Source organism: Sphingorhabdus sp. EL138 (assembly GCF_945862485.1).
GTDB lineage: Bacteria > Pseudomonadota > Alphaproteobacteria > Sphingomonadales > Sphingomonadaceae > Sphingorhabdus_B.
In genome coordinates this window covers 73,138-87,910 of sequence record NZ_CAMAYF010000002.1, presented here as the reverse complement: position 1 = coordinate 87,910, position 14,773 = coordinate 73,138, and the positions used below count along the sequence as shown (strand labels likewise).

13 protein-coding genes are annotated in these 14,773 nt (G+C 52.6%); 6 read left to right on the top strand and 7 right to left on the bottom strand.

Annotation, left to right across the window (positions count from 1 at the left end):
- Positions 1–117: 117 nt before the first annotated feature.
- From tmk to mazG, 6 genes are all read left to right on the top strand, one after another.
- Positions 118–765, top strand: coding sequence for a dTMP kinase (tmk, locus tag Q0O33_RS01595; RefSeq protein WP_295495169.1), 648 nt, complete (start codon positions 118–120; stop codon positions 763–765).
- Entirely contained in the window at positions 762–1,727 is a 966-nt protein-coding gene (locus Q0O33_RS01590) for a DNA polymerase III subunit delta' (protein ID WP_295495166.1), read from the top strand. The genes tmk and Q0O33_RS01590 overlap by 4 nt, the downstream gene beginning before the upstream one ends.
- An 18-nt stretch (positions 1,728–1,745) precedes the next feature.
- Positions 1,746–3,314 (top strand): methionine--tRNA ligase, encoded by a 1,569-nt coding sequence (gene metG / locus Q0O33_RS01585; protein ID WP_295495164.1) that lies wholly within the window; start codon positions 1,746–1,748, stop codon positions 3,312–3,314.
- Positions 3,314–4,090: a TatD family hydrolase gene (locus tag Q0O33_RS01580; protein ID WP_295495161.1), complete on the top strand. Its 777-nt coding sequence runs from the start codon at positions 3,314–3,316 to the stop codon at positions 4,088–4,090. The genes metG and Q0O33_RS01580 overlap by 1 nt, the downstream gene beginning before the upstream one ends.
- Positions 4,087–4,683, top strand: a complete 597-nt coding sequence (locus tag Q0O33_RS01575; RefSeq protein ID WP_295495158.1) for a TIGR02281 family clan AA aspartic protease — start codon at positions 4,087–4,089, stop codon at positions 4,681–4,683. The genes Q0O33_RS01580 and Q0O33_RS01575 overlap by 4 nt, the downstream gene beginning before the upstream one ends.
- 90 nt (positions 4,684–4,773) lie before the next feature.
- The gene (mazG, locus tag Q0O33_RS01570) at positions 4,774–5,538 is read left to right on the top strand and encodes a nucleoside triphosphate pyrophosphohydrolase (RefSeq protein ID WP_295495155.1); all 765 of its coding nucleotides are present in this window, start codon (positions 4,774–4,776) and stop codon (positions 5,536–5,538) included.
- Positions 5,539–5,574: 36 nt separating this feature from the next.
- On the opposite strand, the gene hflX is transcribed toward mazG, so the two are convergent.
- The 7 genes from hflX to dusB all read right to left on the bottom strand — a co-directional run bounded on the left by hflX (position 5,575) and on the right by dusB (position 14,753).
- Positions 5,575–6,885 (bottom strand): GTPase HflX, encoded by a 1,311-nt coding sequence (gene hflX / locus Q0O33_RS01565; protein WP_295495152.1) that lies wholly within the window; start codon positions 6,883–6,885, stop codon positions 5,575–5,577.
- The gene (gene hfq / locus Q0O33_RS01560) at positions 6,882–7,379 is read right to left on the bottom strand and encodes an RNA chaperone Hfq (protein ID WP_295495149.1); all 498 of its coding nucleotides are present in this window, start codon (positions 7,377–7,379) and stop codon (positions 6,882–6,884) included. The genes hflX and hfq overlap by 4 nt, the downstream gene beginning before the upstream one ends.
- A gap of 115 nt (positions 7,380–7,494) precedes the next feature.
- The gene (locus tag Q0O33_RS01555; protein WP_295495146.1) at positions 7,495–8,895 is read right to left on the bottom strand and encodes a sigma-54 dependent transcriptional regulator; all 1,401 of its coding nucleotides are present in this window, start codon (positions 8,893–8,895) and stop codon (positions 7,495–7,497) included.
- Between the two features lie 2 nt (positions 8,896–8,897).
- The gene (locus Q0O33_RS01550) at positions 8,898–11,162 is read right to left on the bottom strand and encodes an ATP-binding protein (protein WP_295495143.1); all 2,265 of its coding nucleotides are present in this window, start codon (positions 11,160–11,162) and stop codon (positions 8,898–8,900) included.
- 82 nt (positions 11,163–11,244) lie between these two features.
- On the bottom strand, positions 11,245–12,666 hold the full coding sequence (locus tag Q0O33_RS01545; protein ID WP_295495140.1) for a sigma 54-interacting transcriptional regulator: 1,422 nt from the start codon (positions 12,664–12,666) through the stop codon (positions 11,245–11,247).
- Complete coding sequence (locus Q0O33_RS01540; protein ID WP_295495138.1) at positions 12,663–13,742, bottom strand: ATP-binding protein; 1,080 nt, start codon at positions 13,740–13,742, stop codon at positions 12,663–12,665. The genes Q0O33_RS01545 and Q0O33_RS01540 overlap by 4 nt, the downstream gene beginning before the upstream one ends.
- Before the next feature lie 15 nt (positions 13,743–13,757).
- Positions 13,758–14,753, bottom strand: coding sequence for a tRNA dihydrouridine synthase DusB (gene dusB, locus Q0O33_RS01535; RefSeq protein ID WP_295495136.1), 996 nt, complete (start codon positions 14,751–14,753; stop codon positions 13,758–13,760).
- Positions 14,754–14,773: the final 20 nt, after the last annotated feature.

The following is a 14,773-nucleotide window of genomic DNA, read 5'->3' as shown; positions in this document are numbered from 1 at the left end:
CGCTATACGCGGCCATTGAATTCGCCTATCGGATAGCAAGAGCAAATGGCCTGCCATTCGCGTTATGTCACGACGGAACAGTTATTTTATGCCTGATACTGTGATTATCCAACCAATATGGGTGCGCCTGTGACCGTACGCGGCCGTTTTATATCCATTGAAGGCGGCGAGGGGGTTGGCAAGTCGACTCAGATTGCGGCACTTGCCGCATTCATCACACAACAGAGATTTGAAGTTATAGTAACGCGCGAACCCGGTGGCACCGAGGGCGCAGAAATCATAAGACAGTTGGTGCTTGGCGGAAGCGCAGAACGGTGGATGCCGCGTGCCGAGGCATTGCTTTTCGCGGCCGCGCGTAGCGACCATGTCGAGCGGCTCATTGAGCCAGCCTTGGCCAGCGGAAAGTGGGTTATTTCCGACCGGTTTATCGACAGTAGTCGCGCCTATCAGGGTGTAGGTTCCGGCCTGTCCGATACAGACATTATGACACTCCATCAGATCGGCAGCCGAGGTATGTTACCCGACCGGACCTTAATATTGCGGTTGGACACCAAAGAAGCCGCAAGCCGCGCGGCGGCACGCGACCAGAACCAGCCCGACCGCATTCAGGGCCGTACAGAGATATTCCATTCGGACGTCGATATGGCTTTTGTAAGCTTTGCCGAACGAGAACCGCGCGTGCGCCTTGTAGATGCGTCAGGTGCAGCAGATGCGGTAACCGCGCGGTTACTGACTGAAATTAGCGATCTGTTGGAACCTGCATGAACGATTATGTCGGACATGATAAAGCATGGCGGCAGTTCGCGACCGCTTGCGACAGTGGAAAAATCCACCATGGCTGGATTTTGTCTGGGCCCCGCGGCATCGGCAAGTCTGCCTTTGCATTGCGAGCCGCGACTAAGCTGGTTGACCCCGAAAATGCCTATGAAAGCATGATTGCGCGCGGATCGCATCCCGATATTTTATCTGTAAAGCGGCTACCTAAAGAGCCGTTGAAGGAAGATGAAGTCATCGATGAGGCAACCGAATTCAAACGTAGCATCACCGTCGATCAAATTCGCGGGCTTCAGCAATCGCTGACCACCCGTCCCGGTTTGAGCAATCGGCGCGCGATCATCATCGACGCCGCGGACGACTTGGAGCGCGGCGGGGCCAACGCATTACTCAAGTCGCTGGAGGAGCCGCCCGTTGGCACCTTTTTCTTTCTCATCAGCCATGCCAGCGACCGGTTGCTGCCGACCATTCGGTCGCGCTGCCAGATCCTGCGGTTTGAGGCATTGGATGACGCCAACATGGCCCACATATTGCAACGCGCGGCACCAGAGGTCGGTGCGGATGAACTACAAGCACTAATCCGCTTGGGCAATGGGACACCGGGGCAAGCACTTGATTTTCTGGGTCTTGATCTAAGCGAGATTGAAGACGCCATGATGGCTATTGTGCGCACAGGCGACCGCGACAATGCATTGCGCAATGGTTTAGCGGACACATTAGCATTAAAGGCTGCGCAGCCGCGTTATGAGGCTTTCTTGCGCCGCGCGCCGTCCTTGATTGCAGAATATACGCGGGAGTTGGATACCACGCAGGCAAGCAATGGTGTAGCTGCCTGGGAATCAGCAAGCGGGCTTGCCGCGCGCGCTATCGCCTTAAGTCTAGATAAGCAAAGCGTTGTCTTCCAAATGGGAAGCTTGCTGGCATCAATTCAAGCGCATACAGCGCGCCCATAAGAAATATTAAGAGTATCTATGTCCGAACCTTTCTATATCACCACCGCAATCGCATATCCCAATGGGAAGCCGCATATCGGCCATGCTTATGAGGCAATCGCCACCGACGCGATTGCACGTTTTCAGAGGCTGAATGGCCGCGAAGTCTGTTTCGTTACGGGTACGGACGAACATGGCCTAAAAATGGACCAGACGGCACGTGGATTGGGCAAAGAAACGCGCGATCTTGCAGACGAAATGTCATCTTATTTCAGACAAATGTGCGCAACTCTTGATATTTCTGCTGACCATTTCTGCAGGACGACAGCCGATAATCATCACAAAGCGAGCCAGGCGATTTGGAAACGGCTTGAAGCGAGTGGAGATCTCTATCTAGACCGCTATGAAGGTTGGTACTCTGTCCGCGATGAAGCTTATTATGACGAAACCGAGCTCACCGAAGGGGAAGGGGGGCAGAAGCTTTCCCCCCAAGGTACGCCCGTTGAATGGACCGTCGAAGAAAGCTGGTTTTTCCGGCTCTCCAAATATGAACAGCCCTTGTTGGATTATTACGCCGCCAATCCGGAATTCATCCGCCCCGACAGCCGAAAAAATGAGACAGTGAAATTTGTCGAAGGCGGGTTAAAGGACTTATCTGTTTCACGCACCAGTTTTGACTGGGGGGTCAAGGTTCCGGGCAGCGAGAACCATGTCATGTACGTCTGGCTTGATGCGCTGACCACCTATATCTCCGCAATTGGATTTCCAGATGACACCGAAGAGTGGCGCAAATTCTGGCCCGCTAGCGTCCATATCATCGGCAAAGACATTGTCCGGTTTCATACCGTATATTGGCCCGCCTTCCTGATGTCGGCAGGCTTGCCCTTGCCAAAAATGGTGTTTGGCCACGGCTTTCTGCTGTCACGCGGCGAGAAAATGTCAAAATCTTTAGGCAATGTGGTAGACCCGATGGAACTGGCTGAGTTGTTTGGCGTCGATGCCTTGCGCTATTTCCTGCTGCGCGAAGTCAGCTTTGGGCAGGATGGCAGCTATAGCCCAGAGGCCATTATCACGCGCGTAAATGCTGATTTGGCGAATAGTTTTGGCAATCTGGCGCAGCGGACCTTGTCGCTGATTTTCAAAAACTGCGAAGGCTATCTTCCTGCAATACATGGCCATCATGCCGATGATCAAGCGTTGTTGGAATTGGTAGGTAATGTCGTTTCGACCGAAATTCCTTCCCATTTTGAAGACCTCGCTATGTCGCAGGCTTTAGAGGTTTGGATGCAGGCCGTGTTTGCATGTAATGCCTATGTCGACGTGCAGGCCCCATGGGCGCTGAAAAAAACCGATCCCGAGCGGATGGAAACGGTGTTGGCGACGTTGTTCATTTGCATTGCGCAGTTGGCTATAGCCGTGCAGCCATTCATTCCCGGATCGGCCGCTAAGCTGCTTGATCAAATGGGTGTGCCCGATGATGTTCGGAACTATACGCGTGCCGGATCACATTGGTACTCGCCCTTGGCCGAAGGCGGTTTCCAAATTGCCCAGCCACAGGGGCTGTTTCCTCGGCTAGAATTGCCGGCGGAGGAGGGGGCTTCCGCCTGATGTTCGTCGATTCCCACTGCCACCTCAATTACAAGGGCTTGGTCGAACAACAGGCCGAAATACTTGCGCGCGCGCGGGACAGTGGGGTTTCGGCGATGCTCAACATTTCAACGCGTGAGCGCGAGTGGGATGATGTCATTGGCCTTGCAGAACAAGAAAGCGATGTGTGGGCATCTGTCGGTATTCACCCGCATGAAGCCGATCAGCATGTCGGCATGGATTGCGCGAAACTTGTTGCAAAGTCAGCCCATCCGCGTGTTGTCGCCATAGGCGAGACGGGCCTCGATTATTATTATGACAAAAGTGACCGGGCACAGCAAGGCACTGGGTTTCGCGAACATATCAAGGCGGCGCGGCAAACGGGCCTACCGATCATCATTCACACCCGCGATGCGGAAGCAGATACGGCGTCGATACTGACTGAGGAAATGCGGGAAGGGGCGTTCACCGGCGTTATTCATTGCTTCACGGCCAGTGCCGAATTTGCGCGCATTGCCCTGGATTTGGGCCTGTATATCTCGCTGTCGGGTATTGTGACCTTTAAGAATGCCCAAGACATTCAGGATGTGGCCAAATGGTTACCTGCGGATCGCTTATTGGTGGAAACCGATGCCCCATTTTTGGCACCGATACCGCATCGTGGCAGAACAGGTGAGCCAGCCTTTGTCGCCGATACCGCGCGCTTTGTTGCGACATTACGTGGCGTTTCGTCCGAAACGCTAGCACAACAGACTTCAGACAATTTCTATGACCTGTTTATGAAGGCGCGTCGATGAACATCATGGAAGACGGCCCATCGCTGATTTGGGGCGTTATTTGCATATTGCTGCTTGTCAGTTCGCTCGCGGCGCGGCGCTTACCCTTGGGCTATGTTGCCAAGGCCGGCCTAGCTTGGATCGCCATTTTTGCGGCCTTGTTCGCCATTTTTAGCTTCCGCTTTGAATTTATCGGCATTTGGGAACGCGTGAAAGCAGACATTTCTGGCACCGCCGGACAAAGCATTAGCGGCGAAGCAATACAGTTACGCCGACAAGACGATGGGCATTATTGGCTTTTAGTCGACATAAATAACAAGCCTGTTCGCTTCATGGTGGACAGTGGCGCGACGATGACAGCCATCAATGCAACCACAGCGAGAGAAGTCGGCGTTGAAGCCAACGGCTATCCAATCATACTCAGCACCGCAAACGGCCGAGTAGCCGCCAAGCGTGCCAATGTGAAGTTATTGACTATAGGGCCGCACATAATAGAAAATCATCCGGTGGTGGTGTCGGAGAGTTTTGGCGACGTTAACTTGCTGGGGATGAACTTCCTGAATAATATGGAAAGTTGGCGCGTGGAAGGTAATATGATGATACTTCAACCATGAAAATCCGCGCCGATTTGTACCGGCACACAAAGCTGATAATATATTATTTAACATAATATATATTATCGAACTTATTGATATGGTGAACTGATGAGCGCAGATATTACCCCCTTAACGGATATCATGGCGCGCCTGCGTGATCGTGAAACGGGTTGTCCCTGGGATATTGAACAAAACTTTACGACGATTGCACCTTACACCATTGAAGAGGCATATGAGGTTGCCGATGCAATCGAGCGAAATGATCTGGACGCGCTAAAAGACGAGCTCGGTGATCTACTGCTTCAGGTTGTATTTCACAGCCAAATGGCAAGCGAATTAGGTGTTTTCGATATTCAGGACGTCGTGAATGGCATTTGCGACAAAATGGTGCGCCGCCATCCGCATGTGTTTGGCGATGCAACCACCGCTAGCCATGAAGTGCCTGACAATTGGGAAACCATCAAGGCCGCCGAACGCAGCGGCGATGAGGATAGCAGCGCTTTGGCTGGTGTGGCTCTCGCCCTTCCCGCGTTATTGCGCGCCCAAAAAATTCAAAAACGCGCCGCACGCACCGGTTTTGATTGGCCAGATCAATCCGGCGCACGTGATAAAATAATTGAGGAATTAGAAGAAGTTGAAAACGCTTCTTCAGCCGAGCATGTAATGGAAGAATTAGGCGATCTGCTATTCGCTGTGGTCAATTTCACACGTTTTCACAAGGTGGACGCCGAACAAGCGCTGAGGCAAGCAAGTGCCAAGTTCGAACGGCGGTTTCGCGGCATGGAAATGTCTGCCGGCGACGCTTTTGCGGGTTTGTCACTTGATGCAAAAGAGGAGCTTTGGCAGCAAAGCAAAGCAAAAGAGCAAAATTAAGGCTCAGGCTTCAGTTTCGCCCTGCTCCCGTTGTTTTTAGAACTGCTTTTCGAACTGGCCCCATAAATGGCGGCTTAATGATACATCGACCGAGACCATGTCACCGTCAATATATTGCCGGCTCACCACGCCGCGCCCATGTAACCATGCTAACGCCGCGCCATTATCTGTACGCAACTTGACGGTGCGTAGATCATTTCCCTTGGCAATCAGCGCCGTGAGCTCGGCTTTGAAGGCATCAATGCCCTCACCTGTCTCGGCCGATATCATCAAGATATTGTCATCGCGCGCAGCCATACCAGCTAGTTCCGCCCGTCGATCATCATTCAAAAGATCCAGCTTGTTCCATATTTCAACCATGCGAGGCTGATTAGCATCCTGCTCATCATCCAGCACGCCCAGATCTCGCAAAATCTGCAACACATCCTCACGCTGCGCATCGCTCTCGGGATGAGAAATGTCGCGCACATGGACGATGATGTCAGCCGATATAACCTCTTCCAATGTCGCGCGAAACGCGGCGATCAATTGCGTTGGCAGGTCCGAAACAAAACCAACCGTGTCGGACAATATTGCCTTTTCCACCCCCGGTAGCGTGATTTGCCGCATCGTTGGGTCTAATGTCGCGAACAACATATCTTCGGCAAGGACGGTCGCACGTGTCAACCGATTGAATAGAGTCGACTTACCCGCGTTCGTATAGCCAACCAACGCGATCACCGGCCACGGTGCGCGTTTACGCCGCGCGCGATGTAAAGAACGGGTCCTTTTCACTTCTTCCAATTCGCGCCGCAACCGCGCCATGCGGTCCCGGATCATCCGACGGTCAGCCTCAATCTGCGTTTCACCTGGACCGCCCAGAAAGCCGAAACCACCGCGCTGCCGCTCCAAGTGAGTCCAGCTGCGAACTAAGCGCCCCGCTTGGTAATCAAGATGTGCCAACTCTACCTGCAGCCGTCCTTCGGCCGTGGCCGCGCGTTCGCCAAAAATTTCTAGAATAAGCCCTGTCCGGTCAATCGTCTTCAGTCCGGTACGTTCTTCGAGATTACGTTGCTGAATAGCCGTCAGCGAAGCATCCACAATCAGAAGGTCTGCCTCAAGATCATGGCCCATTTCGGCTATTTCTTCAACTTGGCCACCACCGAGCAGCGTCACGGCGCGCGGTGAACGCACCCGATAATGCTTTTTACGGACAACATTCAAGCCAATGGCAAGAGCAAGACCTTCAGCTTCGGCAAGGCGCGCCTCCGGACCCACAGAGGCCCGTCCCGGCAGTTCAGGATAGATGACCAAGGCCCGCGCACCACGCGCGAACTCGTCCGTTTCGCTGCGTTCGAAACCGCTCAAATATCGCTCTCGTCGACGCCCTGATTATAATCCGCAAGGTTCACAGGGTGCGCTGGCTGGATGGTGGATATGGCATGCTTATACACAAGCTGCGTCGTACCATCACGCTCCAGCATGACTGAAAAAAGATCATAAGCGACAATCGCGCCTTGCAGCATCACACCATTCACCAGAAACGTCGTAACCGATTCATTCTTGTCGCACATGGCGTGGAGAAAAACTTCCTGCAGCATCCCTGGCCTATGCGTGGTGCGCGTCATCATATCATCGAATAAAGAGCGGTCCGGCGACATCGACGGCATAATGGTCGATATGGAATGCTTATAAACGAGCTGCGACATGCCATCGCGGCGCAACAGCACCGAGAAGTTGTCAAACCACGTTACAACACCTTGAAGCTTTACGCCTTTGACCAAAAAGATAGTCACAGGGGTCTTCGATTTTCTGAGGGAGTTCAGAAAGAGGTCTTGGAGTCCGTTATTTTTTTCAGTCATTGTGATTATCCGTTTATATTTATCGTTATGCCAAGCATCGCCGTACGCCGAGCGTTCAAATTCATAACTTAGCTACATTACTTTTACACGAATGAAGCCAAATTCGCAATTGTGCTCAGAACTCGGCATCGTCGCTAAAATCCTGTGCATTTTTGCGGACAGAAATGCCCAATAACTTAAGCTTCCGGTGCAGAGCTGACCGCTCCATACCTACAAAAGCGGCTGTTTTTGAAATGTTGCCGGAAAAACGCTTAATCTGAACCCGCAGATATTCGCGCTCAAATGCTTCGCGCGCCTCGCGCAATGGCGCCCCCATAAGGGACGTTACATTATGTTCTGCACCTTCATAGCTATTGATGATCTCTGACGGCAACATATCCGCCTCAATAGTCGCAACACCTTCCGCCGGGGCCAATATGATGGTGCGTTCAATGATGTTACGCAATTGCCGGACATTGCCAGGCCATTCACAGGCCTGCAGTGCTGCCATCGCATCACCTGAAAAGTTAGGTGGCGAAATGCGGTGTTCGGATGCAAAGCGCGCGGCATAATGATTGACCAGGTCGGGAATATCTTCGCGCCGCCCCGACAAAGGCGGAATTTCGACCGGAACAACGTTTAACCTGTAAAACAGATCTTCACGGAACCGGCCCTCGGAAATTTCAACCGCCAGATCACGTGCCGTGGCCGACACAAATCGGACATCGACACGTATTTGCCGGTCCCCGCCTACCCGGACAAAGCTCTGGTCCGTTAATACGCGCAAAATCTTGCCTTGTGTGGTGCGCGGCATGTCGGCGACTTCGTCTAGGAACAATGTCCCGCCATGGGCCTTTTCCAACATGCCCGCCTGCACAAGCCGACCATCCTGTTCGATGCCAAACAACTCTTCGTCAAACCGCTCAGGAGACAAACGCGCGGCACTGACAGACACGAAGGGCGACCCTGCCCTTGGACTCCAGCTATGCAGCAGGCGCGCAGCAACCTCCTTGCCAACCCCTGCAGGCCCCGTGATGAGCATTCGGCTTCCAGTGCCAGCGACCTTCTTAAGCGTTGCGCGCACCGCGTTGATCGATACCGACGAGCCGGTCAGTTCCTCCGAATGCCCTACCCGCGCCTTAAGGTCGGCATTTTCCGCGCGCAATCGTTCCGTTTCGGTTGCCTTCGACACAAGGTGCAACAACTTGCTGGCTTCAAACGGCTTTTCGATAAAATCGGCCGCGCCTTGCCCGATGGCAGCAACAGCAGTGTCAATATTCCCATGACCAGAAAACACGATGACCGGGATTTGCGGATCTCGAATCTTGATGGCGCGTAACAACTCAATACCGTCCATCGATGATCCGCGCAGCCAGACGTCGAGCAAGATCAGCGAGGGTAAACGTTCATCCAGCGCCGCCAAAGCCTCATCCGCAGAAGCGGCGGTCCTTGTGCCATAGCCTTCATCATCAAGCACTCCGGATACCAAATCCCGAATGTCTTGTTCATCGTCTACGATCAGTATGTCGAGTGCCATAATTAGCCGATAACCTCATCTGCATTTGAGAGCGGCGGGGAAGAATGCACTTTTCCCACCTTGGATGCTACGAATTGCGGATTGAATTTCAAGACCACCTCCGCTCCAACGGGATCGTTGTCTGACAATGAAATTTCTCCGAAATGTTCTTCAATAATCTTTTTCACAATCGCAAGCCCCAGCCCCGATCCGCTCGCGCGGTTGGTGATATAGGGTTCCATGATACGTTGGCGATCTGGTGGCAGGCCGATACCATTGTCTGAGATGCGGATCACCAAAGTCTCCCCATCCATCAACAGATCAATTGAAATCGCTCCGTCAATTTCACCAGATTTTCTCTTTTCTTCAATGGATTCTACCGCATTTTTGAGGATATTTGTAATCGCCTGACCAAGCTGACGTCTGTCGGAAATCAGATTGGGGACTGCGCCGCTTTGATTATATTTGAATGTGATGTTGGGATGCGCAACCTCAAACAAAAATACCGCATGGCCGACAATATCGTGCACATTTTCGGCACGGAACAATGGCTTTGGCATGCGGGCAAAGGACGAGAATTCATCGACAATGTTACGCAAATCCCCAACCTGTCGGACAATAGTGCTAGTTAACTGTTCGAATATGGCCTGATCCTTGGTGATATTCTTGCCAAACAGGCGTTGCAGGCGTTCTGCTGCCAATTGTATCGGAGTCAGTGGATTTTTGATTTCATGGGCGATGCGGCGCGCAACGTCCGACCATGCCGCGCTGCGTTGGTCGGCCAATTGTTGGCTGATGTCTTCAAAAGTCACCACACTGCCCTGTTCACGCGGGGATACAGTTACAGCCACCGTCAGCGGCTCAGGTCCGTCGCCCAATTGCACTACACCGCGTGGGCTATCGCTAACTAATGCCGCCAATGCGGGTGCTACGCTTGCAAAACTTTGACCAACGATTGTCTCGAATGTATTTTTCAGCAGCTTTTCAGCCGTAGAGTTGGCGAGCTCCACCACGCCATTGTTATCAACCGAAACCACGCCGGCGGACACAGATTCCAAAACTGCCTCGATAAACAGACGTCGTTCACCAAGTTGATGATTGGTCGCTAACAGCACCCCTGTCTGTTGTTGTAGGCGCTCTGTCATGCGGTTGAAGGATTGCGCGAGGAAGGCAACTTCATCATTGCGATATTGGTCAATGGTGACGCGCGCGGATAAATCCCCCTCTGCAATCAATTGTGCAGCGTTCACGAGATTATTGACTGGTCGCACAAGGCGGTCGGCAACCCGCAAGGCGACCCACAAAGTGATCCCGATAATCATCAATGATACAAAATACAGCGCGAGATTGAACTGGATTTGCAGCGTGCGTGACCGACTGACCATTTCGTCATAATCTTTAAGCACCGACTGCGCCTTTTCACCCAGCGCAAAGGATGGAACCGATAAGGCTCGACTGGCGTATAAATAGCTGCGCGGCGTATCGAACAATATAGTGACCGCTTCAATTCTGTCGGCGCGGTTGGCAATAACCATCCCCTCGCCCGCGTTCAGTTTCTTCAAAATATCGGGGGCGATCCAGTCCTGCTTCCTGCCATCATTTTCAGTTGCGACCGCTTCTGTCCTTTGAATCCCGTCTGCACCTACCGACACAATTGCAGATTCGCTTAACCGCCGACGGAATACCTGTTCCAGATAATAACTCAAAAAAGCAGGGTCATCGGCGTTAGTCTGGCTTAATGCATTTCGGAAGTCGCCAGCCATCGTAAGCGTTTCGTCGCCGACATCCTTAGCGTTTACCTCATAATAGCCCTTCGCCAATTCCCCGGCATTTTCCAGCATCCCGCGCGCAGAGCCCGAGAACCAAAATTGGATCCCGCTTTGAAACAGCAGCGATGCGAAGATGACGAGGAGAACTGTAGGGACGGCAGTTATCGCCGAAAATATCGCCACCAAACGGACATGCAATAGTTGCTTGCTGCCGATGCTACTACTCTCTGCGCGCTTGAGTGCAACGCGGCGGCCAAACAACACAAGAAGCAGGGTCGCTGGCAACAAGTTGCTGACCAGCATTGTCGCCGATGCCGCAGGCGCCAGTGGTTCCGATTGCGGCCCTTGCCCCATCAAAAACAGGGCAGTGATAACGCCCATAACGACCAACATCACGGCGCTGGCAATTTCCAAAAACTTTATCGACTGGCTTTTTCCGAGGAGATCAGTGACACGTTCAAAAAGACGCCGGACAGAGGACGGTGTGGTACTTTCTTCCTCAAGGTCCATTGTTGCCATAAAGACATAGTGGCATTCCTTGCGTTGCCTGAAAAGCACAAAATAGTGGTTTTCAGGCAACGTATCGCGTTAATTCATCGATCTAACGGCCACCTGAGGGGCCAATGCCATAGTCAGTCAACTTTTTGCGCAAGGTATTGCGGTTTATACCCAGCAAAGCCGCTGCCTTTAACTGATTGCCCTTCACTTGCTTCATTACCTGCTGAAGCAATGGTATTTCGAACTGGGCCAGTGCGCGTGGATATAATTTTTCACGCAATGCACCACGCTGACGCTGATCTCTCAAAAACTGCGCCACCGCTGCTTCAAAACTAGCCCCCTGAATGGGCTGTTCCGTGTCCTGAGACGGTTCAACAAATTGCATGATCGTTGCGTCCGTGATGGTATCTTCGCGACACAATAACGCGAGACGGTAGATCAGGTTTTTTAATTCACGAATATTGCCGCGCCACGGCATCACCATCAAATGGCCGATGGCATTATCGTCGATTTTTCGCATCGGCAGACCATCTTTCGCCGCCATGATCAAGAAATGTTGCGCGAGCAGGCCAATGTCCTCCGTCCGGTCGCGCAATGGTGGCATTTCGATCGGGACTACGTTTAGGCGATAGAATAAATCTTCACGAAAGCCGCCTTTTTCGATCAATGCGGGCAAATTCTGGTTGGTCGCTGCCACGATGCGCACATCTAGGCGAATGCTTGCCTTGCCGCCGATACGGCTAATGACGCCGCTTTGTAATGCGCGCAGTAGTCGGGTTTGTGCGTGCATTGGCATGTCGCCAATTTCGTCAAGGAACAACGTGCCGCCTTGCGCCTGCTCAAACCGGCCAACCGATTGGCCGACGGCTCCTGTAAAAGCTCCTTTTTCATGACCGAATAGCTCGGCTTCGATGAGCTCGCTTGGTATTGCTGCCATATTGACGGCAACGAAAGGTCCTGTCTTCCGATGGCCAAGATTGTGGATCGCTTCGGCCACCAATTCCTTGCCCGTTCCGCTTTCGCCTGAGATTAGGACTGACAAATCATTACGCAAAAGCCGTGCGACCATGCGGTAAACATCCTGCATGGCAGCACTTCGTCCAATCATCGGAAGATTGGCCTCAGTGAGCGACTCAAAAGGATCTTCGGCTGTGGAACGCTGCTTTTCAATGCCTTGCTTCACCGCCAGAACGAGGTCATTCAGATCAAAGGGCTTTGGAAAATACTCAAATGCATCGATTTCACTGGCACGCACCGCGGTTTCCAGCGTGTTTTGCGCCGACATGATAATGACGGGCATGTCGGGCGATTTCTCCATCGCCTCTTTCAGCGTGGCGAGACCATCACTGTCCTTCAACATCACGTCCGTAAGCATCAAATCAAAATGCCCATTGGCCAATACCGTGTCACGCGCCGCCACGGAATCACACAATAATGTTTCGATATTCTCCGCTTGAAGCGCGGCGCTCACCACAAGGCCAATGGACGCGTCGTCCTCAACTATGAGTACCCGGGGCGGTGTCATGCGTTCGTTTTCCCTGATGCAACCGGCAATAACAGCCGGAACGTTGTTTGACCCTGCACTGCGTCGCGTTCGAACAGCACGCGGCTGTTCATTTGCTGCACCAGTTTGCGCACAATGGCGAGGCCAAGCCCCTGCCCATCACGTTTCGTGGTGACAAAGGGCGAAAACAGCTCGTCCACAATATGTTCTGGCACGCCTGGGCCATTGTCCGAAATTGCGATCTCAACGGGCAACTTAATCGACCGCCGGTCAACATCAGCGTCTCTCAAAGCACCGCTCATGACATAACGGGTCGAGATACCTATAACACCGTCTAATCGCCCTTGCAGCGCATCAGTCGCGTTCTGCAGCAGATTGATGAGTATTTGTACCATCCCATCGGCATCAATCAGAACATCGGGCAAGGACGGGTCATAGTTAATGGAAATTTCAGGCATACCGCGGTTCGCGGCACGTAGTGAACGAATGGCACGCTCGATCAGCAAGTGAATATTGGCTGGCGCAAGTTCGGCCGGTTCAGAACGGCCAAGCTTTTGCATTTGGTCCAACAACCGCGCAATGCGATCTACCTCATTGACAATCAGTTCTGTTAAGGCGCGATTTTTTTCATCGACGATCCGGGCCAACAACTGCGCTGCGCCCTTAATGCCCGCCAATGGATTTTTGATCTCATGCCCCAATATCGCAGGTGCGCCCATCGCTTGCTGCTGCCCGCCGTCACGTTGATCGCCGATATGCTCACGGCCACCATTGCGGGGCGATATGACAGCGATTCGCCATTCCGGCTCTCTTGGTACCGGCGAGAGGTTAACATCGACTGTAATGATGCCGTGGGGCGTTTTAAGCTCCATATCTTGAGCTGAGATGTCACTGTCTGCGGACAATAACGCGGCATTCATCCGTTCGCTTTCGAATATCAGCGTGTCGTCAACGCGCTGCCCTTCTAGCCGACGGCGGCTTCGTCCAAAAAAGGCCTCGCTTGCGTCATTTGCATAAGAGATGACATGTTCAGGCGAAATCAACAGTACCGGAACCGACAGGCTCGCCAGCATCTGGCCATAATCGGGTCGATGCATGGCGGGCGACATAAATCAGGCAGCCGATTTAATCAGGAACGGCTCATAAAAGCGCGTTAATTCGTCGATTACGATCATGGGATCGTCAATACGGTTCATAAAGTTTCTAAACTCTGCTGAACCATTAAGTCCCTTGGTATACCAGCCAATATGCTTACGCGCGATGCGCACGCCGACTTCGCTGCCATAATGGTTAAGCATGGCGCGATAATGGTCGATGATAAGATGAAATTGCGTATCGATATTCGGGTCGGCAAGGGTCTGTCCGGTACGAAACCAGTGCATCATTTGGCCGAGCAACCAAGGCTTACCATAAGCGCCGCGGCCAATCATCACACCGTCTGCTCCACTTTGCGCCAAGGCAGTTTGCGCGTCTTCAATATTACAAATGTCGCCATTCACGATGACAGGCAACGACACCGCATCTTTCACTTTACGCACAAATGCCCAGTCAGCAGAGCCCTTGTACATCTGGTTACGCGTGCGGCCATGTACAGTAATCATCTTTGCACCCAAATCTTCAGCGATGCGCGCAAGTTCAGGCGCATTAAGGCTTCCATGGTCCCAACCCATGCGCATTTTGACGGTTACAGGTACTGATACTGCCTTCACCGTTGCTTCAATCAAGCTCGCGGCCAAAGGTAAGTCGCGCATCAACGCAGAGCCGGCGTCGCCGTTGACCACTTTTTTGACCGGACAGCCCATGTTGATATCGATGATCGCCGCACCGCGTTCTTCATTCAGCTTGGCCGCCTCACCCATTTCATAAGGGGTACATCCAGCAAGCTGCATCGAAACCGGCTCTTCAATGGCGTCCCATTCGCATTTTTGGATACTTTGCCGAGTTTCACGGATCATTGCTTGGCTAGCAATCATCTCGGTCACGTTAAGGCCGGATCCAAACTCACGCACAATTTTGCGGAACGGCATATCTGTAACGCCCGTCATTGGCGCCAAAATGACGGGACAATCGATTTTGATGTCGCCGATATGGATAGGTTTAAGTTGCATCTTCAAACACTGCCTAAAAT